The sequence below is a fragment of the Butyricimonas faecalis genome, from assembly GCF_003991565.1.
Lineage (GTDB): Bacteria > Bacteroidota > Bacteroidia > Bacteroidales > Marinifilaceae > Butyricimonas > Butyricimonas faecalis.
In genome coordinates this window covers 3,378,996-3,402,780 of the sequence record NZ_CP032819.1, presented here as the reverse complement: position 1 = coordinate 3,402,780, position 23,785 = coordinate 3,378,996, and the positions used below count along the sequence as shown (strand labels likewise).

Sequence of the window (23,785 nt, the reverse complement as noted above, 5' to 3'; positions counted from 1 at the left end):
AAATCAGGAATCACGATGGACAAAAAATTCCAAGAGTACAAAGGTTTGGATCTCTCTCAGGTAAACAAGGATGTCTTGAAAGAGTGGGAATCAAACAATACCTTCGAGCAGAGCTTGAAGAATAGAGAGGGGCACCCCTCGTTTGTCTTTTTCGAAGGTCCCCCTTCGGCAAACGGGATGCCAGGTATTCACCACGTAATGGCCAGAACGATTAAAGATATTATTTGCAGATACAAAACGTTACAAGGATTTCTCGTTGAGCGAAAAGCAGGTTGGGATACACACGGGTTACCCGTTGAATTGGGTGTAGAAAAGAAACTCGGCATCACGAAAGAAAACATAGGGAAAACGATTTCCGTGGCCGACTACAACAAAGAATGCCGTTCCGACGTCATGAAGTTCACCCGCGAGTGGGAAGATTTGACGAACAAGATGGGGTATTGGGTAGACATGAGCAACCCGTACATCACCTACGACAACCGTTACATCGAAACTTTGTGGTATCTGTTGAAACAATTGTACGAGAAAGGATTCCTGTACAAGGGCTACACGATACAACCCTATTCCCCGGCTGCCGGAACAGGATTAAGCACGCACGAGTTGAACCAACCGGGATGCTACCGGGATGTGAAGGACACGACATGCGTGGCTCTATTCAAAGTGATCCGGGACGAAAAATCGGAAAAATTATTCGCTTTCAGCGACGAAGTATATTTCACCGCGTGGACAACCACCCCCTGGACGTTACCTTCCAACACGGCATTGGCCGTGGGACCGAACATCACGTACCTGGAGGTGAAAACTTATAACCCTTATACGTTCCGTCCGGTAACCATTATCATGGCGAAGGATCGCTTCAGCGCGTATTTCAACAAAAAAGCGGAAGGTATTGCCTTGGAAGATTACAAGGAAGGGGATAAACTGATCCCTTACCAGATCGTGGCCGAATACAAGGGACCGGAACTGGAAGGCATGCGCTACGAACAACTTCTACCGTGGATGCAACCCATGGGTGACGCGTTCCGCGTGATCCTCGGCGATTACGTGACCACGGAAGACGGTACCGGCATCGTGCATATCGCCCCGACTTTCGGAGCCGATGACGACCGGGTGGCCAAAATGGCCGGCATAGCCCCCTTGCAATTAATTGACAAGGAAGGGAGCAAACAACCCATGGTGGACAAACGGGGACGCTTGTTCCGGATCGAAGACATTGACCCGGAATACTTGAAAAACCATGTCAACACGGATTTGTACAGCGAGTTCGCCGGACGATTCGTGAAGAATGCTTATGACCCGAATTTAACTGAAAACGACACGACCCTTGACATCGATTTGAGTATCCTGCTGAAACGGGAGAACAAAGCGTTCAAGGTCGAGAAACACGAGCATAATTACCCGCATTGCTGGAGAACCGACAAACCGGTACTTTATTACCCGTTAGATTCTTGGTTCATCAAAACGACAGCCGTTCGGGATCGCATGATCGAGTTGAACAAGACCATCAACTGGAAACCCGCCAGCACGGGCGAAGGCCGTTTCGGGAAATGGTTGGAGAACCTGGTGGATTGGAACCTGTCGCGTTCCCGCTATTGGGGTACCCCCCTACCGATATGGGTTAGCGAAGACGGGACAGAGAAAAAATGCATCGGTTCGGTCAAAGAATTAGTTGAGGAAATAGAAAAAGCGATACAAGCCGGAATCATGAAGGAGAATCCCTTCAAGGATTTCAAAGTGGGAGACTACTCGAAAGAGAATTACGAGAAAATCGACCTGCACCGCCCGTACGTGGACGACATTATACTGGTTTCTCCCACCGGACAACCGATGTACCGGGAGAAAGATTTGATCGACGTGTGGTTCGATTCGGGAGCCATGCCTTACGCGCAGGTACATTACCCGTTCGAGAATAAAGAGCTGATCGATAACCGGATACATTTCCCGGCTGACTTTATCGCCGAAGGGGTGGACCAGACACGCGGTTGGTTCTTCACGCTACACGCTATCGCGACCATGGTGTTCGATTCCGTGGCATTCAAGAATATCATCTCCAACGGACTGGTACTGGATGCCAAGGGAAACAAGATGTCCAAACGCCTAGGTAATGCCGTTGATCCTTTCGACACGATCGAGAAACAGGGATCCGATCCTTTGCGTTGGTACATGATCACGAACTCCCAGCCGTGGGATAACTTGAAATTCGACATTGCCGGGGTGGAAGAAGTAAAACGCAAGTTCTTCGGGACATTGTATAACACGTACAGTTTCTTTGCCTTGTACGCTAATATCGATAAGTTCACGTATGCAGAGGCAGAAGTTCCGTTTAACGAGAGACCGGAAATCGATCGTTGGATACTTTCTCTATTGAATAGTTTGATCAAGGAGGTAACCGAGGCTTACGAGAAATACGAACCGACGCGGGCCGGACGGGCTATACAGGATTTCGTGATCGAAAACCTGTCGAACTGGTACGTGCGTCTCTCCCGTAAACGTTACTGGGGTGGCGAGCAAACCACCGATAAATTGTCGGCTTACCAAACGTTATACACTTGTTTGGAGACCGTGGCTATCTTGTCCTCACCCATCGCACCGTTCTACATGGATCGCCTGTTCACGGACTTGAACAAGGTGACGGGACGATACACGACGGACGTTCACCTAGTAGATTTCCCGGTGGCTGACGATTCCATGATCGATAAGCAACTGGAGGAACGGATGAACATGGCTCAACAAATATCTTCCATGGTACTTGGATTGAGACGTAAAGTTCAGATCCGGGTAAGACAACCGCTGAGCAAGTTGTTGATCCCGATCCTGAATGACGAGATGACGACGCAATTGGATGCCGTGAAGAATATCATCCTGTCGGAAGTCAACGTGAAGGAGATCGAGTATATCACCGACACGGCAGGTATCCTTGTGAAGAAAATCAAGCCGAACTTCAAGACGCTGGGACCGAAATACGGTAAGTACATGAAACAGATTTCCGCTCTCGTGGCAGAAATGAACCAAAATGATATTTACAATTTCGAGAAACAAGGAACTTATTCCCTGGAAGTGGGAACAGAGACGCTGGAATTGACGCTGGAAGACGTGGAAATCCTGTCGGAGGATATCCCGGGCTGGTTAGTGGCCAACGAGGGACGTCTCACGGTTGCCTTGGACATCAACATCACGAAAGAGTTACGTGAAGAAGGTATTGCCCGGGAGTTGATTAACCGAATCCAAAATTTGAGGAAAGAGAGTGATTTCAACGTGACGGACAAAATCGATCTTTACATCGGGAAACATAAAGAGATTAACGAAGCGGTCGAGAATTTCAAGGCGTACATCGCCAGCCAAGTTCTGGCAGAGAACGTTACGTTGATCGATAAAGCCGAGGACGGTGCTCAACCCATCGAAATCGACGACATACAAACGTTTATTAAAATCCAGAAAATGTAACCTATCCCTCTTACCGCGAGTAAAAGTGGATATTTTTCCACGGGAAAGATTACGTGACGGATTTTTTATTAACTTAGACAAAAACTTTACAACTATGGCCGAGAAGACTAGATATTCGGATGAAGAGTTGCAAGAATTCAAAGAATTGATTCTTGAAAAGCTCGAAAAGGCGAAAAGGGATTACGAGGTGCTGAAAGCTTCGATCTCCGGTAGCGATGGAAATGATATCGCCGACACGTCGCCCACGTTTAAAGTATTGGAGGAGGGAGCCTCTGTTCTTTCCAAAGAGGAAGCCGGTCGATTAGCCCAAAGGCAGGCAAAGTTTATTGCCCACCTGGAAGCTGCACTAGTACGAATTGAAAATAAGACCTACGGGATCTGCCGGGTTACGGGAAAACTGATCTCGAAAGAAAGATTACGTGCCGTACCTCATGCAACATTGAGTATGGACGCTAAAATGGGACAAGACTCTTAATCGTAAAAGCGATTAAGAGTCGCTTTAAAATTTTATTATACAAATGAGTACGCGGAAAAAACTTATTATTTTTATTATCGCCCTATTAGTCATTGATCAAGTCGTTAAAATCTGGATCAAGACCCACATGATGATCGGGGATGAATTCAGTGTCTTCGGGAACTGGTTCAAAATTCATTTTATTGAAAACAACGGGATGGCCTTCGGGATGGAACTCGGGGGTGGCAAGTGGGGAAAAACCGTTTTAAGTGTATTCCGCTTGGTTGCCGTGGTGGGTATCGCTTGGTACTTGGGACGCCTCATTAAAGAAAAAGCTCCCATGGGAGTAATCCTCTCTTTCGGGTTAATCTTCTGCGGGGCCGTGGGCAACATCATCGACAGCGCTTTCTACGGGATGATTTTCAGCGACAGTTATTCACAGGTGGCAACCCTGTTCCCTCACGGGGGAGGATATTCCTCGTTCCTGCACGGGAAGGTGGTTGATATGCTCTACTTCCCGCTTTACGAAGGTTTTCTGCCTCAATGGATTCCCATCTGGGGAGGTGATTTCTTCGTGTTCTTCCGACCGGTATTTAACCTGGCTGACTCCTATATTACCATAGGTGTGTTTATTCTATTGCTTTTCCACCGGAAATTTTTTGCATCGAAGAAATGATCTGATAATTATAAAAAATGTTACAATAACTACCAAAAAGAGGCTTTCAAACCTCTTTTGTTTTAAAAATAAGTTAATATCAACAAGCAAATAATAGAGTCCGACATTCTTTCCTACCTTGCAACATTATTTATCTATAATTAATTGTTGAATTTATGAAAAGTTTTATTTCAATTGTTGCATTTTTGATGCTTAGTTTCACAGCATTCTGTCAAGGAGGTGTGAATTTTGAGCATATCACGTTTGATGAAGCATTGGCCAAAGCCAAAGCAGAGAACAAACTCATTTTTATGGATTGTTATACCACATGGTGTGGTCCCTGCAAGTATATGACAGAAACTATTTTCCCGCAAGAAAAAGCCGGAGAATTTTTCAATCCCAAATTTGTTTGCGTGAAATTTGACATGGAAAAAGGAGAAGGCCCCGAATTGGCAAAAAGATTTGGCGTCAGAGCTTATCCGACATTCTTAATTCTACGCCCAGATGGATCGGTACAACACAAAGTAGTTGGAGGTGGAGATCTGGAAGGCTTCATCGCGAGAGTTGAAAAAGGACTGAACGAAAAAACTTCTCTCGATTATTTGAACAAATTGTACGAGAAAGGAAAAATGAACAAGAAACAGCTCGTGGCTTACCAGATCGCCTTGAACGATGCTTATGAACAAGCAAAAAGCGAAAAAGTAGGTGAAGAGCTGAATAAGATATTGAAAGATAAGGACAAAATGAAAAAAGAATTCTGGCCTATTCTCGAAGAAAGCCCTTACGGTTCTGATAATTTCAAACTTGTCATCAACAATATAGCTGCATTCAATAAAAATATCGGCAAAGAAAAAGTAAATGCTTACCTCTATAATAATTATAAACGAGCTATTGATAATACCACGCGCCGTAACGCAAAATCCCCCGCCCAAACACTGGAGCAAATTAGCCAAGAATTAGCCAATATCGAGTTGGAAAATAAAGATCAATTGATGAGCAATATCGAATTGGCTCAAGCCACGATTGACCAGAACGTGGATAAAATTATTTCTCTCGCAGAACAGGCAACAGATGCCAAGGGCGAAGACCCATGGTCTATCGTAAACGCCTTAGGATCGATTAGTTCCAAGGTGAACAAAGCGGAAGCCGGTCGTATCGTTGCATTAGGTGACAAATTCATTGCCAATTGCCCGGAAAATGGGAAAGCTTACATGACAAACTTCTTTGAAAAATTCAAAGTAGCAGCACATGTTGGTGTATATTTCTATGAATTAAGCTATGAAGATGCCTTAAAAATGGCTAAACAACAAAGACGTAAACTTTTCATTGATTGCTACACGACCTGGTGCGGCCCTTGCAAGTATATGTCAGAAACTGTATTCAAACAAGAAAACGTGGGTGATTTCCTAAATCAAAACTTCATTTGCTTGAAATATGATATGGAAAAAGGAGAAGGTCCCGAGTTAGCAAAAAAATTCGGTGTTCGTGCCTACCCTACTTTCGTAATTGTAAATCCCGATGGAACGATCCGTCATAAACTTGTCGGTGGAGGTGAAGGCGAACAATTTATCGAAAGAGTAAAAGAGTCTTTCGATGACAACAAGGCTTTAGGAGCTTTAGATGCAAAATACAATAGTGGCAATAGAGATAAAGCGTTTTTATCACAATACGCAAAAGCGATGGTAGCGAATTATGATCCGAATGCAAAAGCTATCGTGGATGAATTGTTGAAAATTTCTACTGATGAAGAAAAGTTATCAGAAGATTACTGGTTCATTTTCGGCAACAGTGAATTAAGCCCCAAAGATTCAGAAGCGGCAAAATTCCTGACTGCCAACCGGAGCAAATTCAATGACGTTATTGGAAAAGAGAAAGTTGACAATCGTTTAAGTGAAGGTCTTTTCCGTGAAATATTAATGGTTATCGCCGGACGCGGTCAAAATACCGATGCAAAACGCCTGGACGCTATCGGACGGGAAGTGAAAGCCCTGAAGCTATCAAACGAGAAGACTTTATTAGCATCTTTAGCCATTGCAAAAGCCGTGAAAACCGAAAATATTGATAAGATCTTGACAAGTTGCGAGAAAGAACTTCCGAAATTGGGACAAAATTCTCAAATGATTGCTTACTATTTATCCGGTGCATTGGCAAAAGCAAATGACACGCAAAAAGCCCGCTGGGAAAAAATAATGCAAGCAAACACGAAGAAATAGGTTTTCCCAAATTTATAATCTTATACGAGGGTCAAAATTCTAAATTCAAACTCCCTCCCCCTTCGGGGTACTCCCTCTATAAACAGAGGGAGAGTTGAAATACTCACTGTCTTTGGTGAGAAATACCAATTCCTCCTCTGTCAGCTTCGCTGCCAGAGGAGTTTTATGCAAAGAACGAATTTTGTCACATGCTCTATTTTGGAGAGAGTTTTTACTAAAAAACGGGTAGAGTTTTTCATTTTCAATTGTTTTACGTAAGTTTGCACCCTAATTTTAGGACGAACAGCTTAAGAAAAGCGACAAATCCGTTTCGGAAGGAAACGGAAATGTAAAAGGAAATCGTATATGATTGAGAATTTAGTAATTGTCGAGTCTCCGGCTAAAGCCAAGACTATTGAACGTTTTTTAGGAGAGAATTATGTCGTAAAATCTAGCTTCGGGCATATCCGGGATCTTGAAAAAAAAGACTTGGGGATTGATATAGAACATAATTTCCAACCAAAATATGAAATATCCCCCGACAAGAAAGCGATTGTAAAAGAACTAAAACAACTAGCCAAGGAAGCCAAGACCGTGTGGTTAGCATCCGATGAGGACCGCGAGGGAGAAGCCATCGCTTGGCACTTGTTCGAAGTTTTAGGATTGAAAAAAGAGAATACGAAACGGATCGTTTTTCACGAGATCACGAAAGATGCTATTTTACACGCCATCAATAATCCACGGGATATTGACAAAAACCTCGTGGATGCCCAGCAAGCCCGACGGGTTCTTGATCGCTTGGTCGGATTCGAAGTATCGCCGGTTTTGTGGAAAAAAGTGAAACCTTCCTTATCTGCCGGACGGGTTCAATCCGTTGCCGTAAAACTCATTGTTGAACGGGAACGGGAGATTAATCATTTCGTTGAACAAAAATACTATAAGGTTACCGGAACATTCGAAACCAAAGATGCGAACGGTAATTCTGTTCCTTTAAAGGCCGAGTTGTCCGAACGATTTTCCACCCAGGAGGATACCGTCAACTTTTTGGAACATTGCAAAAAAGCGACATTCACGGTAAGCGATGTAGAAACCAAGCCAAGCAGTCGTAAGCCGGCGCCACCGTTTACCACATCCACGTTACAACAGGAAGCCTCCCGGAAATTGGGATTCTCTGTTTCACAGACAATGGCTGTAGCTCAAAAGCTATACGAGCAGGGACATATCACCTATATGAGAACGGACTCCGTGAACCTGTCCCAACTGGCTATTGGTGCGGCAAAAGCTGTTATTTGTAACACGCTTGGAGAAAAATATTCCAAACCTAGAAATTTCGCCACAAAGACGAAAGGAGCACAAGAAGCCCATGAGGCTATCCGTCCGACCTACATGGATAAGGAAACCGTTAGTGGAGACAAGAATGAACAACAACTTTACTCGTTAATCAGGAAACGGACTCTCGCTTCACAAATGGCAGAGGCGGAACTGGAAAAAACGACCATAACGATCACTATTTCCGGAGAAAAATACACGTTCGAAGCCGTGGGTGAAGTGATCATTTTCGATGGTTTTCTTAAGGTGTACATGGAATCTTTCGATGACGAGAAAGAAGATGACGAAACGGCCTTGTTACCTGCAATACACAAGGGAGACCAATTAAAACGTTCCTTAATCCAAGCTTTAGAACAATACACGACGCATCCTCCCCGTTACACGGAGGCCAGTCTCGTGAAAAAAATGGAAGCTTTGGGAATCGGGCGTCCTTCCACATACGCACCCACGATTACCACGATTCAGAACCGGGGATACATTTTACGAGAGAGCCGGGAGGGTACAGAACGTCAACTAGACCAGATAGACCTGAAAGGAGAAGAGATAAAAGTCAAAAGATCAACCGAATATTCGGTGCAGAAAAGAAAAAACTGTTCCCCTCGGATATCGGGATGGTCGTGACGGATTTCCTTTCCAATTATTTCACGAATATCATGGATTACAACTTCACGGCAAATGCCGAGGATGCCCTTGACCATATCGCCGAAGGAGAGGTCGAATGGCAATCTATGATCGGAACGTTCTATCAACCTTTCCACGCTAACGTGGAGAAAACGTTGAAAGAATCCGAGCGGAACACTGGCGCCCGGGAACTCGGTAAAGATCCGCAAACGGGGGAAACCGTTGTCGTACGAATCGGCCGTTTCGGACCGATGGCACAGATCGGTGAAGGAGAACACGTACGTTACGCGGGATTGCTCAAAGGACAATTGATGGAGACCATTACCTTGGAAGAGGCTTTAGACCTGTTCAAATTCCCCCGTCAACTCGGAGAATTTGAAGGGAAACCCGTCAGTGTCGGTATCGGCCGTTTTGGACCTTATATCAAACACAACCAACTCTTTGTTTCCTTGAAAAAAGGGGTTGACGATCCGGGAACGATAACTCTTGAAACCGCCATCGAACGAATCAACGAGAAACGGGAGATCGAGAAAAACAGGAAAATTCAAGAATTTGAGAACGGTGTACAGATTCTCAACGGTCGTTTTGGACCTTATATTACTTTCAATAAAGTAAACTATAAGATCCCCAAAGGGAAAGAAGCTAATAAATTGACTTTTGAAGAAACGATGGAGATCATTGCCAAGGGTGGGGACAGCAAGAAAAAAACAACGAAAAAAACAACCTTGAAAACGACTTCAAAGACAACATCGAAGACAACTTCAAAAACGACCTCGAAGACAACGAAAAAAGAGACAAAGAAGGAAACGAAAAAGAAGGAATAGGGCAATACATGAAAGGGATTAAAATTTATTTGCATAAAACCAATCCATTTTATATATTCGTACCCTCGAAAAATAGAATAAATTCGTGTGAAGAAACATAAAATTTTAATATAAATGGCAACGTTACAAAAAATTAGAAATCGCGGCGGAGTACTTGTTAGTATCGTGATTGGATTAGCCCTCGTGGCATTTATTGTTGGTGATGCTCTTAGCTCAGGCGCCAGTCTTATTAATCGTTCCAGGAACGAAGTGGGAGAAGTTGGAGGTGAATCTATCGGCATTCAGGAATATCAACAAAAAATAATGAAGAATGAGGATTTCATCAAAAGCATGAACGGATTGTCAGCCTTGACAGATGAACAACAAAGAATGATCCGGGAAAATACTTGGAATCAAATTGTTTCTGAAATCATTCTGAACAAGGAATACGAGAAATTAGGCTTGAATGTCAGTGGGGATGAATTATACGATTTCTTATTAGGAAGTAACATGAATCCAGCTGTCAGCCAATTATTTGCAGATCCCAACACAGGACAGGTGGATAAAGAAAGAGCTCGTTTGATTATCAAACAATTGATCGAAGCTCCTGCCGGAACTCCTCAAAAGGAATATTGGTTGAACATGGAAGAGCAAGTAAACACGGCTCGTAAACAAGAGAAATACAATACGCTGTTAGCCAAAAGTTTGTTCGTAACAGATGCTCAAGCAAAAGAACTCGCTGAAAGTGCAGCAACAACAGCAGACATTAGTTTTATCATGAAAAGCTACAACACGGTTAGCGATTCTGCCGTAAAAGTAACTGCTAATGAAATTAAAGATTATTACAATTCACACAAATATTTATTCGAACAAGAAGAAGCCAGACAAATCGCTTACGTGAACTTTGATATCACTGCTTCAGCGGAAGACATCAAAGAAACGGAAGATTGGGTAAATGACTTGAAACCCGAGTTCGCAGAAGCAAAGAACGTGCTTGAATTTGCCAACCTTTCATCGGAAAAAAGATTCCAACCTAAATATTATAAAAAGGGCGAATTGGATAACGAGGAGCTGGATGAATTCTTGTTCACGGAAAAGAGCAATGCGGTATTCGGACCATACTTGAAAGATAACGCTTACAATATCGTTCGTGTTGCCCATCGTCGCGTATTACCAGACTCCGTAAGAGCTCGTCATATTTTGATCGCATCAAACAATATGACTCAATCAGAGAAATTAGCCGATAGTTTAGCCGGTTTGATCCGTAAAGGTGGAGATTTCGATGCATTAGCCAGACAATATTCTGCCGATCAGAATACTTCTGTAAATGGTGGAGATTTCGGATGGTTCACGCAGGATCAAATGCTTCAACCGATCGCGGACTCTGCTTTCTTCTCTAACAAGAACGAGGTGAAAGTGGTAAGATCAAATTACGGATTCCACGTTCTGCAAGTAACCGACAGATCAAAACCTGTTGAAAAGGTACAAATCGGAATCATTGCAAAAGAAATTACCCCGTCTCAACAAACAATCAACAAGATTTATAACGACGCACGTACTTTTGCAAACAATATCAATACGGTAGAGGATTTTGAAGCAGCTTTAACAGCCAACAATCAAACCAAACGTATTGCTAATTTAGGCAAAAACGATTATCAGATTGCCGGAATTGATAATGCAAGAGAAATTATCCGCGAGGCTTATATGACTGAAAAACCGGGATACATTTTGACAACCAAAGAAAAATCCCCGATTTTTGAAGCAGGAGATAAATTCTCTGTTGTGGTTTTGACCGGAATTCAAGAAGAAGGCATTGCCCCTCTGAATTCTGTTTCTGCAGCCATCCGTGCGGAACTGATCCGTAAGAAGAAAGGCGAAATTATCGCTAAAGAATTAACGAATGCTATTTCCGGAAGTGAAAGTTTACTCTCTGTTGCGCAAAAAGCGAATGCAGAGGTAATGGATGCCACGGATGTTAGCTTCAGTTCATTCCAAGTTCCCGGAGTTGGTATCGAGCCCGTGTTGACGGCCGAAGTCGTTACCATGAAAGAAAATGAAATCTCTAAACCGATCATCGGTAACCAGGGTGTTTACGTGGTAGTTGTAAACTCTAAAACTGTTGAAACAGTTACACCCGAACAAATTGAAGCTGCCAAGAGAAGCATCGAACAAACGAATCTATACACCAAGTTTCGTCTGATTCTTCCCGCGTTAGTGAAGAATGCCGGAGTGGTTGATACAAGATATAAATTCTATTAGTAACCTAAACCTCAAACCGAAAAAAGCCACCATCAAGGTGGCTTTTTTTATTCCCTTAAAAGAAAAACATCATTCCCGTTTTCTTTTAATACTCTAATAGAAAAACTATCTTTGCCAGTAAAATGATTCAAATATGAAAGATTATTTCGTACACGAGACTGCCATCATAGATGAAGGTGCCACTATCGGAAAAGGAACTAAAATATGGCATTTCTCTCACATCATGAGTAATTGTCAGATCGGGGAGAATTGTAACATCGGACAAAACGTGGTCATCTCCCCGGAAGTGATCCTTGGGAATCAAGTCAAAGTACAAAATAATGTATCCGTGTACACGGGAGTAACTTGTGACGATGATGTTTTTCTAGGACCGTCATGCGTGTTCACGAACGTGACCAATCCTCGCAGTGCCGTGAACCGGAAAAATCAATATGCAAAAACGCACGTGGGTAAAGGAGCTACCATCGGGGCAAATGCCACGATAGTATGCGGACATGACATCGGGGCTTACGCTTTTATCGGGGCCGGTGCTGTCGTGACAAAAACGGTTCCTGCATACGCCTTGCTCGTTGGTAATCCGGCCAAACAAATCGGCTGGATGAGCGAATACGGGCATCGCCTTTATTTTGATGAAAAGGGAGTAGCCGAATGCCCAGAAAGCAAACAACGCTATCGTTTACAAAACGGGCTAGTTCAAAAAATAAAAGAATAAATTAAATTATATCACCATGAAAATCGCGATGGTAGATCTTCACGGACAATATGAACGCATTCGGGAGGAAATAAATAACGCCATACAGGAAGTACTTGATAGCACAGCTTTTATTAATGGACCTCAAGTTAAAACTTTCGCACAACATCTCGCTGAGTATAATCAAGTAGAGCATGTTATTCCTTGTGCTAACGGCACGGATGCTTTACAAATCGCTTTAATGGCTCTCGGCCTGCAACCCGGAGACGAGGTGATAGTCCCGGTCCATACTTACGTGGCCACAGCCGAGGTGATTGCTCTTTTGCGGTTGGAACCTATCTTCGTGGATTGTGTTGCCGATCGTTTCACGATTGATGTTACGAAAATAGAAGAAAAAATCACTTCCCGCACGAAAGCGATCGTTCCTGTTCACCTGTACGGTCAATGCGCAGACATGGAACCGCTCATGGATATTGCCCGCCGGCACAAGCTTTACGTGGTGGAGGACACGGCACAAGCTATTGGAGCTACTTATACATTCAGTAATGGTGTCGCACAAAAAGCCGGATGCATCGGGGATATTGGAACCACCTCTTTCTTCCCTTCCAAAAACCTGGGGTGTTACGGGGATGGAGGAGCCTTATTTATCCGGGATTATGAATTGGCAGAACGGGCCCGCATGATTGCCAACCACGGGCAAAAGATCAAATATCATCATCGTGTCGTAGGGTGTAATTCCCGTTTGGATACATTACAAGCCGCCATCTTGGATGTGAAGTTAAAATATCTTGATGAATATTCGGCTACCCGCAATGAAGTTGCCGCCCGTTATGATAAAGGATTAGCTGCAGTAAAAGGGATTATCCTTCCACAACGGGCTGATAACAGCACACACGTATTCCACCAATACACCATTCAGGTTGGGAATCACTTACGAGACGAACTGAAATCTTTTTTGGCGGAACATGATATTCCCAGCATGATCTATTACCCGATACCGTTACATTTGCAAGAGGCTTATGCTAAAGAGGGACAAGGTAAAGGGACTTTCCCCATTGCCGAACAATTGAGTGAAGAAGTATTGTCTCTCCCGATACACACGGAAATGAAAATGGAAGAACAAGAATATATCATCAAACAAATTCATGCATTCTTTAACCGATAGAGATACCGCTGTGAAAAAGATTTTGATCATAACCTATTATTGGCCACCTGCCGGGGGACCGGGAGTTCAACGTTGGCTGAAGTTCTCGAAATACCTTCCGGAATTTAGTTATGACCCGATTATTATCACGGTAGATCCAGAAAAGGCTGAATATCCCATAAAAGACCATACACTGGAACAAGATGTTCGAGTCGGACAAAACGTGTATCGTACAAATTGTTCCGGCTTATATGAATATTATAAAAAACTAACCAAAACTCAAAGTGCCCCATATAGCGGATTCGTCAATGAAGGGGTTCCTAGTCTAAAGCAAAAGATTGCCCGTTTTATCCGGGGTAATTTTTTCCTCCCCGATGCCCGGCGAGGCTGGAATAAACATGCTTATCGCCAAGCCGTCCAAATCATCCAGAAAGAAAAAATAGATGCCGTCATCACAACAGGTCCGCCTATGTCAACCCATCTGGTCGGGCAAAAACTAAAAAAACGATTCCATTTGCATTGGATTGCCGATTTTCGAGACCCGTGGACCGACATCTATTACTACAATAAGATGTACCCAACGCTTATTGCAAAAGCGATTGACCGAAAATACGAACGAAATGTTCTTCTGAATGCAGATCAGGTGATCACGGTAAGCGATTACATCAAAAAGCAACTGGCGGCAAAATCTTCGACAATTCAAGCCTCTAAAATAAACGTTATTGCTAATGGGTTCGATGCCGAGGATTTCGATATCACTATTCCAAAGGAGGATGTTTTCACGATTACTTACACGGGGACTCTGGCCGCTGACTACACGATTGATTCCTTTATCCATTCGGTTAAAAGACTTTCCATCTCGAGAAAATTCAAACTACGTTTTGTCGGCAAAGTGGATCAAGGCATCGCTCAAAAGCTCTTGGAAGAACTGGAGGATTTCGTCGAAATCCATTCGTTCGTAGCTCACGCAGAAGCCATCAAATACATGAAGAGTTCATCCGTTCTATTGCTCATTATCCCGAACATCGAGGGGAATAAAGGTAATCTCACAGGTAAGCTCTTCGAGTATATCGGTTCGAGAACTCCCATTCTCTGCCTCGGCCCCACCGATGGAGATGCCGCAGCCATCATTCAAGTTTGCAAAGCCGGAAAAACATTCGAGTATGACGATGAAGAAGGAATATTTCATTTCCTAACCTCCCTACTGGATAATTTCGACCCACAATCTCCTGTAAAAGAAAATGATGCAGTCCATCGTTATTCGAGAAAATCCTTAACCCAGTCTTTAACCCAAATCTTAGCCCGCCATGAAGATTAAAAAGGTCATTTTCATGTTACGCAAACTTCTGAGAGATTTCAACACGAACCGCAAGATCGAAATTAACATGGATAATCAATCCGAAACGCTAGGCTATTATTACATCAAATTTGACGAGGATATCGCTAAGCTCAATCGTCTGATTCACTCTTTCGACAACAATGGAGTTCCATTGAACACGACGTATATTGACGTGGAAGATACAAAGCTGCACTACTATCCTATTTCCATCGGACAGTACGGGTTAGCTATATTCCACTCGTGGTTAAAGACGCATTCAGAAGAGAAAAAGGTTCATTTCCTTCGCATTGCAGACTGGTTTATGAACAACCGGACAGATCATTCAGAACTCGGTTGTTATTGGCTAACCGAGGTTCCTAAGCCCGAATACCATGTTCACCAACCTTGGAAATCCGCTTTCGCACAAAGCAGGGGAATATCCATACTATTGAGAGCCTGGCAAGTTACAGGGGACGATGCCTACTTGAAGGTTGCAACTCAAGCATTGCAGCCTTTCACAAAGGATATAACAGCCGGAGGAGTTTCCGTTGACCGGGAGAAGGGGGAAACTTTTTACGAAGAATACGTGGCCGAGCGTCCGACACGAGTACTGGATGGTCATGGCTTTTGCCTTTTCGGTTTATATGATTACATTCGGGCCGTTCCCCAAAGTAAGGAACCCAACGGGCATGCACTCGCACTTCGGTTGTTTAATGAAGGGGTGGAGGGACTTATCCGTCAACTCCCTCTGTTTGACATGGGGTTCTGGACTCGTTTCAATCGCTGCGATCTTCCCGACTATCCACAAGATGATCCTTGCACGATCGGTTATCTCAGACTTGTTTGCCAGCAATTCCTAATTCTTTATCGAATTACCGGAAAAGAGGAGTTACGTCTTTTTAGCGAGAAATTCCCTCATTATGATCGCATCTCCCATATTTTAAAAATGTATCGCCACAAGTTCACAGCATTAAAGAAACTGAATCGTTTATAATAAAAACGGGAAAAAATAATACTTTTGTATAAACAAACTCTTACAATATGTGTGGAATAGCCGGAATATTCGAACGGGATACAGATAACACTCAACTCATGTCGGAGATGCTGGCCACGATTGAACATCGGGGACCGGATGATCAATCCATATACACTTACCGGGATTTCACTCTCGGACATCGGCGTTTGTCCATTATCGACATCTCGGCGTGCGGCAATCAACCCATTTTTAACGAAGATAAAAGTATCTGTGTAATTTTCAACGGGGAGATATATAATTACGAAGAAATCCGGGAAGAGCTCAAATCCAAGGGACACGTGTTCTATACCGCCACCGACACGGAGGTACTGGTTCATCTTTACGAGGAGTACGGAACCGGATTCTTCAACAAGTTAAACGGTATTTTTGCTTTTGCGCTATTGGATCAAAAGAATAACCGATTGGTTCTTGCACGAGATCATTTCGGGGTCAAACCGTTACATTATTTCTTGAAAGACGGAGTATTGGTTTTCGGTTCCGAACAAAAATCCATCATCCTACACCCGAAATATGAACGGAAATTAAATCTAAAAGCTTTACATATACACTTGAACTTGCGTTACACGCAAGGAAATGAAACCCTCTTTGAAGGGATCAAACGTATTCCCCCGGCCCACTTCGCCGTGTTTGAAAACGGGTTATTTACGGTAAAACGCTACTGGCAACTGGCTGTAAATATTGATCGGTCGATTACGGAAGACGAGGCCAAAGAGAAGATGAACGAATTGATCAAACAGGCCGTGAAACGCCAGTTGGTCAGTGATGTTCCGGTAGGCGTATATCTATCGGGCGGACTGGACTCCTCAACGATTGTACAGAAAATGCATGAACTGGGTGTCCCCGAAATCAACACGTTTACCCTAGGATTCAATGAACCTACGGACGAGTTCCCCGACGCTCAACAGATTGCCGATCATTTTCATACACATCATCACACGTTGAGTCTTTCGATGAACCCGATGCAACAAATGCCCAAAGTGATCTGGCACGCCGAGGAACCCAAAATCAACTTGCTGCAAGGATTCAATATGTCAGCCTTCGTTCACCCGACCGTAAAAGTGATTCTTGGAGGGTTGGGTGGAGACGAGCTGTTTGCGGGGTATGATATTCATAAATTCATCTACCCGTTCAAGAACTGGCACCACCATACACCACCATGGCTACAACGCATGTTACGTTGGAAATCGGATTTTATTTTCCGCATTCAAAATCATTCGAAGTCATTACGTTACGACGAGTATCGCCGAGGTGTACAAATGCTACTATCTATCGGGAACGTGGAGCGTTTTTACCTCATCTTGCGGAACACGTGGGATTTCGATAACCCGTTCTACAAGAATATTTATTCGGAATCGTTTCTGAAGCGACAAGAAATGGAGCAATTCAAGGTACATAAGGAATTCGATAAGATTTTTGAATCCGTACAGCATCAGAATGGATTGGATCAAGTACTATATGCTGAGTTCCAATCCAAAATGGTAAATGATTATTTGCTTACGGATGATCGGATGTCCATGGCCCATTCGGTAGAAGAACGAGTACCTTTCCTTGACCGAGATCTGGTAGACTTTGGTTTTACTCTCCCCGTGGAGATGAAGATCAAGAATAACCAGACTAAAAATCTTTTCCGAGAAGCGATGAAACCCTATCTTCCTCCAAAGATTATCACGAAGAAGAAATGGGGATTCACGGTAAACCCGTATTTACAATTCAAAAAAGATTTAAAAGATACGGCCGAGAAAATCCTGACAAAAGAGTATATCGAGAAACAGGGAATATTCAATTATGCCTATATCCGCTATATTTTGGATTACCCGGCACACCCGAAACTCCGGTGGCATTATAATTTTATCTGGATCATCCTAGGACTGGCTATCTGGGAACAGGAGTTCATACACAAACGAGTAGAAGATAATATCGAAGCTTACTATTAAAACAACTATCCATGAAATACTCCATCATTATTGCCGTATATAATCGCCTGGAAGAAGTGAAAGAACTTCTTGAGAGCGCGGAAAAGCTCGACGGAGATCGAAGTCTTTTTGAACTATTGTTCGTAGATGACGGTTCAAAAGATGGGTTCAAAGAATTTATCGAACAATATCATTCTACCAGCGGACTTCAAATACGAGCCATATACCAAAAAAATCAAGGCCCCGGAGCTGCCAGAAATCAAGGCATGAGTAAAGCACAAGGCGAGTATTTCATTTTTGTAGATTCCGATTGTATGTTTCCTCCGCAATGGTTGACAGAAATCGAGAAGGCACAAAATGAACATCATTATGATGCATTCGGAGGTCCGGACACTTGTCACCCCTCTTTCTCTCCTTTGTTGAAAGCCATTAATTACTCGATGACTTCATTTATCGGGACAGGAGGAACGAGGGGAAATAAAAAGCATGTGGGGCGTTTTTATCCTAGAAGTTTCAACATGGGAATATCCAGAGAAGTATACAACACAATTGGAGGTATGGGAGGACTACGCCATGGGCAAGACATGGATTATTCCATGCGAATATACAATGCAGGTTTCAAAGTGGGTCTGATCGCAGATGCTTACGTCTACCACAAACGCCGCACAAGTATTCCCAAATTTTTCCGTCAAATATTTAATTGGGGGGTTGCACGCATCAATTTATCTCGACGCCATCCACATACGTTAAAACCGATTCACTTGCTTCCGGCTCTATTAATCATAGGATTAGTCACGCTAGGAATATGTACTATCTTCACTGGCCAACACTATCCTCCCGTACATTTTTTATGGAATATTATTGCTTACGGGTTAATATTCGTTTGCCTGTTTGCTTTCTTTCAATCTCTTTTCAGATATCGGAACATCATTGTTGCCTTTCTCTCCATCATCACTTTGCTCATCCAAGTCTTCGCTTACGGATTCGGATTACTCTGGGGAGGCTGGAATGCCCTACGCGGAAAGGAAGTGAAGGGTTTTTCAAAAAATTATTACGGGAAAAAATTATAAATCACATATCTTCATAATGAGACGTTTATTATTTTTTACTCAAAACTATCCATTCTCACAAGGGGAAACCTTTATTGAAAGTGAAATAGAATATTTATCCAAAGCTTTTGACGAGATTGTTATCTTACCTTGGATAGGAACAGGCAATGCGACACGACAAACCCCAGCCAATTGCAAGATATTGCCTCCCATGTTAAAAAACGACCGAGACACAATTATCTCTGGTATTTTCTGTTTCGCTCCTGTATTTTATTATATCCGTCACTTTTTCTCAGAACGAGCTTTTCGTAGCTTTAGCCGTTTAAAAAAATACGTGTCTGTTTCCATCTTTTGCCGAGCTATATTGGCAAATAAAAATTTTAAACAAGTGAACAAAGAGTTTCAAAATGATACGATATATTTTTACTGGGGAATCGGTACAGCCTATATACTTCCTTTTATAAAAAATAATACACGAAAGATTGTACGTTTCCATGGGGCGGACCTTTACCTAGAACGACGCAAAGATCAGTATATCCCATTCAGGAAAGAAGTATACACACACTTGACAAATGCTGTTTACATTTCACAAAACGGGTGGAATTATGCCAAAAAGAAATATGGTCAATATTTATTCAATTCGTGTTATAGTTATTTGGGCACTAGGGATTTTGGTCCTAGAACCATTGTTCCGCAGGATGGGTATATACATATACTTAGCTGCTCTAATGTAATTCCGGTTAAACGAATCCATCTAATACTAGAAGCACTACTTTTAATTAAAAACGATCATATTATTTGGACGCATATCGGAGCCGGAAAAGAATGGCCGGATTTAAAAAAACGAACACAACAAGTTCCTCAAAATTTACAGATCAATTGGGTTGGAGCAATGAGCAATTCAGATGTTATTAGATATTATCAGACTGAACCCATTGATATTTTTATCAACGTGAGTTCAAGCGAAGGTTTGCCAGTATCTATCATGGAAGCCATTTCCTTTGATATTCCTGTTTTAGCCACGAATGTAGGAGGAACGAGCGAAATCGTAACCCAAGAAAGTGGGATGCTAATCGATGCAGATGTCACGCCAGAGATACTTGCTACTAAAATCATCGAATTATACAAGCAACGCAAAAATTTTCATCCCCGGCAATTTTGGCAAACTCATTTTTCAGCCGCAAAGAATTACCCCGCGTTCATTAAAAATATTCTACTTGGCTAAATATTCGATAACAAAGCCCGGTAATGTTGTTCCAGCATTTTCACATGCCGAGCAATGCTATATTTTGTCTTTATTGTCACCGCTGATTGGCGGGCTTTTTGCTTATAAAACTCTGGATTCTCAACAAAGTCCATAAAGCGTGTCAAAAGATGGGCCTCTTCTTTCGTTCTGTAAAGCGTTGCCAATTCTCCTTCATTTGTAATTTCTCGCATCACTTCCCAATCATTCACAAAAACAGGTATTCCCATAGCAATGGCCTCTACCACGGCAATCCCAAAAGTGTCATGATCTGTCGCATATATAAAAGCATCAAGCTGAGACAAAATGGAAGCCACATCTTCACGTCCCCCTAAAAACAAAACGTCATCTTCTAAATTATGTTCTTGACAAAAACGAACACAACAATCATATAGTTGTGGCTGATGATTATCTTTTTTACCTATAAACAAAAAGCGAAATGCAATTCCCTTTTGTTTTAAACAAGCCAGGAAACGACAAATTGTCAATTGATCACGACCTTGTACAAAGTTACCCACGCTCCCAAGAATTAATTTCCCCGTTTCTCGAAATATTTCGTCTTTTTTCTCCACATACAACCGGTTAAAATCCACACCATTGTACACGACTGCCTGCTTTTCAGAAGAGGAAAGACCATATTTACGAACATAATACCTCTTTTGAGTTTCACTTACAAATATGTTCAAATCTACCCGATGAATCATCCATTCTAAAATCAAATGACCTTTTCTCGTTTGATGAAAATCATAACCATGAAAACTTTGGACAATCTTTATCTTTGTCCCCAAACAAGCAAGCCAAGCATAGCAAGCTTCAAGAGGATGTTGGGCATGGACAATATCAACATGCTGTGAAAGAAAATATTTTCGTAAACTCCTCAAATAAGCAAAATCAAATCCTTTTCGAGGCGTCAATTTATACATGGAAATTCCAAGAGATGCATAATTCTCCGACAATTGACCATCTTCCCTGTAAACACAAATCATTTGATAAGAAACCTCTCTAGATTGTCTAAAAACATCTAACAATAAAGTTTCCATTCCACCTCGATTTAAAGTTCCCAAGAAATAAGCTACTTTCATCTCGTTCAATTTTTCATCATATTTTTATGTATCCAAAGAAATGATTTTTTCACCCAACATGGCATCTCGGATAAAACAATCATCAAATAATTGACCATCTTGTTACTACGAAAACCACATACCTCTTTTAAAGAAATGTCACTCCGCAAAAAAGAAGATAAAAGAGAATTCTTATCTTTTATCTTAGCCTTCGAATCATATAACAGCGACTCTGCTACAAACACCCGTTGCCAGAACAATTTACAAGACAAGTAAGGATATATAGCTTGATTTTGAAATTCTTTAGCATACTCCCGTGTAAGGTTGGTCATTTCCAGTTGAATCTTAAAATAAGCATCATCGAATTCCCGTCTAAATGTAATTGATTTTTCTCTTATACAATAATGATAAGTAACTTCGGACAATATCACACAAGATGTTGCATTACAAATTATCTGAAAGTTAAAAACATCGTCTTCATAACGAGGTAAAGAACAACTAATATGATGTCTTTTTAGAAAAGAAGTTTGAATTAACTTATTCCATACCATCAAAGGAAATGCGTCCTCGTAAAAAGCCTTTATAATAGCATCCCGGCCAACAATCTTTCTACTCTGCAAAATCGCATTGCCCAAGAACCCACCCGTTTCGAAATCCGTTTTATCATAGGAACCGACCACAAAATCAACTTCCGTTTCCTTCATCACCTGATAAAGCTTCTCTATACAATTCAACTCTATCGTATCATCACTATCCAAGAAAAAAAGATATTCTCCAGTTGCACACTGTATTCCTTCTCCCCGCACAAAACCAATTCCTCGATTCGTGTCATGCAAAATAAGTTTCACACTTTTCCCACGAGGGTGTTTTGAGATATACTCTCGAATAGTTTCCACCGACCGATCTGTACTGCAATCGTCTATCAATATATATTCTATATCTTCAAATGTTTGTCCGAGAGCCGCATCCAAACATCTTTTAATATAACGCTCTACATTATATACAGGTATAATTACAGAAACCAAACTCATTTCACTTTTATTTTTAATACTTGATTTACTAGATTTGTTATTTCTTCGGATAACCGACTAAAATAAACGGCAATCCCACCCATCAAACAAATAATTAACGTTCTATATATTCCATCAAACCAAGGATTATCCACTTGGGGTAATAAACAATTTACCCCGTACAATAATATTAAAAGCAAAATTAACTTGAATGTATTTTTCGTGTAAGGATTCCCTTTTACCTTAACAAACACCAACCATTGTTGTACGGCATGGCTAATGACACACGTTAATAATGTCGCTATGGCTGCACCACTTATCCCCAAAATCGGAATTAACCATTGATTTGTCAAAATGGTTATAAGCGTAATGAAAAATGTAAAATACAATCCCCAATAATAATATTTGGAAAAACTAATCAACGTGTAACCAAATCCTAAAAACATAATAATCAATCGGGATAAACCGATATAAAAAACGACCCATTTCCCTTCCTTATAAATATCTCCTTGCGGAATGATCGCAAATATATTATCAATATTAATCCATAAAATTAAAAAAATGAATCCTCCGATTAAAAGTTGATGCAAAGCAACCTTTTTATAAAGATCATTTGCCCTCTCAAATTCACCCGCTCTTAAAGCATCAGCCGCCACAGGCGAAGATATTGCAGTAATAGAGCGAGAGGGGATGTCTATAATAGCAACCATATAAAAAGCAATCGAATAGATACCAGCATAGTTCAATCCTAACTCTGCACTAACCATAAAAATATCCAAACGACTAGTGATACTTCCTCCGATTACTCCAATCATGAGGAATAAGGTATATTTCAAAATATCTTTTCGCAAATCTTTATTTATAAACGAAGAATCATGTTTTAACGTAACGGAACCGATCTTCGAAACATAAAAGAAATTACAAAGCATGGCTACTCCGTAAACAGCAACATACCCCGTCACAAAACCAGTCAAATTTATAACGTGAAAAGCATATAACAAATAAACAACAATCAAAAGCAATCGAATAACGATTTCTCGTATCACTTTAGGAATCACTATCCGCATTAACAAATTCGCATACGTTTCAAATACCCCTAGATACACGACAAAAAACATCAAGGGAAGCAACCAGTCATAATAATCAACAAATAAAGATGAATTTTCTTTGAAATAATCACAAATCACATCTTGCAATAAACCAAAAAAAGGCAAAAATATCAAACAGCCTACGAGAGGAACCATCATCATGTAGAAAAAGAATCCATGATTATTTCCATCTTTACTTTTAAAAGAAGGGAAAAAACGGATAGCAGAAGAAGTTATTCCTAATTGGGCAAAAGTTCCAATAAAAGTAGCAGCTTCAAACAGAACACGGGTTAAACCAATTTCTTCAGATGAAAGAAACCGGGTCACAATAAACATGGTGGATATAAACCCAATAAAAGCTCCGATATAATTGACAATCGTTCCTTTCAGGCTCTGTCGAGCAATAATTCCCATAAATTCGCCCCTTAATAGATTTTATCTGTAAACAAAAGTAGGAATTATTTATGGATTACAC

General features: G+C 41.6%; 15 protein-coding genes and 1 pseudogene. 13 read left to right on the top strand and 3 right to left on the bottom strand.

Annotated elements, in window-relative coordinates; genetic code table 11:
- Positions 1-15 precede the first annotated feature (15 nt).
- From ileS to D8S85_RS14375, 13 genes and pseudogenes are all read left to right on the top strand, one after another.
- The gene (gene ileS, locus D8S85_RS14435; RefSeq protein WP_106625123.1) at positions 16-3,444 is read left to right on the top strand and encodes an isoleucine--tRNA ligase; all 3,429 of its coding nucleotides are present in this window, start codon (positions 16-18) and stop codon (positions 3,442-3,444) included.
- 94 nt (positions 3,445-3,538) lie between these two features.
- Positions 3,539-3,919, top strand: a complete 381-nt coding sequence (locus D8S85_RS14430; protein ID WP_027201860.1) for a TraR/DksA family transcriptional regulator — start codon at positions 3,539-3,541, stop codon at positions 3,917-3,919.
- Positions 3,920-3,962: 43 nt separating this feature from the next.
- Positions 3,963-4,574: a lipoprotein signal peptidase gene (locus D8S85_RS14425; RefSeq protein ID WP_106481295.1), complete on the top strand. Its 612-nt coding sequence runs from the start codon at positions 3,963-3,965 to the stop codon at positions 4,572-4,574.
- A gap of 155 nt (positions 4,575-4,729) precedes the next feature.
- Positions 4,730-6,766: a thioredoxin family protein gene (locus D8S85_RS14420; protein WP_205702808.1), complete on the top strand. Its 2,037-nt coding sequence runs from the start codon at positions 4,730-4,732 to the stop codon at positions 6,764-6,766.
- 345 nt (positions 6,767-7,111) lie between these two features.
- A pseudogene (gene topA, locus D8S85_RS14415) lies at positions 7,112-9,519 on the top strand (type I DNA topoisomerase).
- A gap of 114 nt (positions 9,520-9,633) precedes the next feature.
- Positions 9,634-11,757, top strand: coding sequence for a peptidylprolyl isomerase (locus tag D8S85_RS14410; protein WP_106481291.1), 2,124 nt, complete (start codon positions 9,634-9,636; stop codon positions 11,755-11,757).
- 133 nt (positions 11,758-11,890) lie between these two features.
- The gene (locus D8S85_RS14405; RefSeq protein WP_106481290.1) at positions 11,891-12,469 is read left to right on the top strand and encodes an acyltransferase; all 579 of its coding nucleotides are present in this window, start codon (positions 11,891-11,893) and stop codon (positions 12,467-12,469) included.
- A gap of 16 nt (positions 12,470-12,485) precedes the next feature.
- Positions 12,486-13,613 (top strand): DegT/DnrJ/EryC1/StrS family aminotransferase, encoded by a 1,128-nt coding sequence (locus D8S85_RS14400; RefSeq protein WP_106481289.1) that lies wholly within the window; start codon positions 12,486-12,488, stop codon positions 13,611-13,613.
- A 10-nt stretch (positions 13,614-13,623) separates the two neighbouring features.
- Positions 13,624-14,910 (top strand): glycosyltransferase family 4 protein, encoded by a 1,287-nt coding sequence (locus tag D8S85_RS14395; RefSeq protein WP_158641604.1) that lies wholly within the window; start codon positions 13,624-13,626, stop codon positions 14,908-14,910.
- Positions 14,900-15,904 (top strand): D-glucuronyl C5-epimerase family protein, encoded by a 1,005-nt coding sequence (locus tag D8S85_RS14390; protein WP_127075304.1) that lies wholly within the window; start codon positions 14,900-14,902, stop codon positions 15,902-15,904. Before D8S85_RS14395 ends, D8S85_RS14390 begins: the two co-directional genes overlap by 11 nt.
- 47 nt (positions 15,905-15,951) lie before the next feature.
- Positions 15,952-17,880 (top strand): asparagine synthase (glutamine-hydrolyzing), encoded by a 1,929-nt coding sequence (gene asnB, locus D8S85_RS14385; protein ID WP_106481286.1) that lies wholly within the window; start codon positions 15,952-15,954, stop codon positions 17,878-17,880.
- An 11-nt stretch (positions 17,881-17,891) separates the two neighbouring features.
- Positions 17,892-18,929 carry a glycosyltransferase gene (locus tag D8S85_RS14380; RefSeq protein ID WP_106481285.1) on the top strand — a complete coding sequence of 346 codons (1,038 nt, stop codon included), beginning with the start codon at positions 17,892-17,894 and terminating at the stop codon, positions 18,927-18,929.
- Positions 18,930-18,945: 16 nt separating this feature from the next.
- Positions 18,946-20,133, top strand: a complete 1,188-nt coding sequence (locus D8S85_RS14375; RefSeq protein WP_106481284.1) for a glycosyltransferase — start codon at positions 18,946-18,948, stop codon at positions 20,131-20,133.
- On the opposite strand, the gene D8S85_RS14370 is transcribed toward D8S85_RS14375, so the two are convergent.
- From D8S85_RS14370 to D8S85_RS14360, 3 genes are read right to left on the bottom strand one after another with little or no spacing between them, the layout of a single operon-like run.
- Positions 20,130-21,233, bottom strand: coding sequence for a glycosyltransferase family 4 protein (locus tag D8S85_RS14370; RefSeq protein WP_106481283.1), 1,104 nt, complete (start codon positions 21,231-21,233; stop codon positions 20,130-20,132). The two genes, D8S85_RS14375 and D8S85_RS14370, sit on opposite strands and share 4 nt — an antisense overlap.
- Before the next feature lie 5 nt (positions 21,234-21,238).
- Positions 21,239-22,243: a glycosyltransferase family 2 protein gene (locus D8S85_RS14365; RefSeq protein WP_106481282.1), complete on the bottom strand. Its 1,005-nt coding sequence runs from the start codon at positions 22,241-22,243 to the stop codon at positions 21,239-21,241.
- Positions 22,240-23,724 (bottom strand): lipopolysaccharide biosynthesis protein, encoded by a 1,485-nt coding sequence (locus D8S85_RS14360; protein ID WP_106481281.1) that lies wholly within the window; start codon positions 23,722-23,724, stop codon positions 22,240-22,242. Before D8S85_RS14360 ends, D8S85_RS14365 begins: the two co-directional genes overlap by 4 nt.
- Between the last annotated feature and the right edge of the window lie 61 nt (positions 23,725-23,785).

What these genes read in the sequence shown, in the direction of transcription:
- ileS (WP_106625123.1), top strand. Translation starts at nt 16, where the DNA reads ATGGACAAAAAATTCCAAGAGTACAAAGGTTTGGATCTCTCTCAGGTA.
- D8S85_RS14430 (WP_027201860.1), top strand. Translation starts at nt 3,539, where the DNA reads ATGGCCGAGAAGACTAGATATTCGGATGAAGAGTTGCAAGAATTCAAA.
- D8S85_RS14425 (WP_106481295.1), top strand. Translation starts at nt 3,963, where the DNA reads ATGAGTACGCGGAAAAAACTTATTATTTTTATTATCGCCCTATTAGTC.
- D8S85_RS14420 (WP_205702808.1), top strand. Translation starts at nt 4,730, where the DNA reads ATGAAAAGTTTTATTTCAATTGTTGCATTTTTGATGCTTAGTTTCACA.
- D8S85_RS14410 (WP_106481291.1), top strand. Translation starts at nt 9,634, where the DNA reads ATGGCAACGTTACAAAAAATTAGAAATCGCGGCGGAGTACTTGTTAGT.
- D8S85_RS14405 (WP_106481290.1), top strand. Translation starts at nt 11,891, where the DNA reads ATGAAAGATTATTTCGTACACGAGACTGCCATCATAGATGAAGGTGCC.
- D8S85_RS14400 (WP_106481289.1), top strand. Translation starts at nt 12,486, where the DNA reads ATGAAAATCGCGATGGTAGATCTTCACGGACAATATGAACGCATTCGG.
- D8S85_RS14390 (WP_127075304.1), top strand. Translation starts at nt 14,900, where the DNA reads ATGAAGATTAAAAAGGTCATTTTCATGTTACGCAAACTTCTGAGAGAT.
- asnB (WP_106481286.1), top strand. Translation starts at nt 15,952, where the DNA reads ATGTGTGGAATAGCCGGAATATTCGAACGGGATACAGATAACACTCAA.
- D8S85_RS14380 (WP_106481285.1), top strand. Translation starts at nt 17,892, where the DNA reads ATGAAATACTCCATCATTATTGCCGTATATAATCGCCTGGAAGAAGTG.
- D8S85_RS14375 (WP_106481284.1), top strand. Translation starts at nt 18,946, where the DNA reads ATGAGACGTTTATTATTTTTTACTCAAAACTATCCATTCTCACAAGGG.
- D8S85_RS14370 (WP_106481283.1), bottom strand. Translation starts at nt 21,233, where the DNA reads ATGAAAGTAGCTTATTTCTTGGGAACTTTAAATCGAGGTGGAATGGAA.
- D8S85_RS14365 (WP_106481282.1), bottom strand. Translation starts at nt 22,243, where the DNA reads ATGAGTTTGGTTTCTGTAATTATACCTGTATATAATGTAGAGCGTTAT.
- D8S85_RS14360 (WP_106481281.1), bottom strand. Translation starts at nt 23,724, where the DNA reads ATGGGAATTATTGCTCGACAGAGCCTGAAAGGAACGATTGTCAATTAT.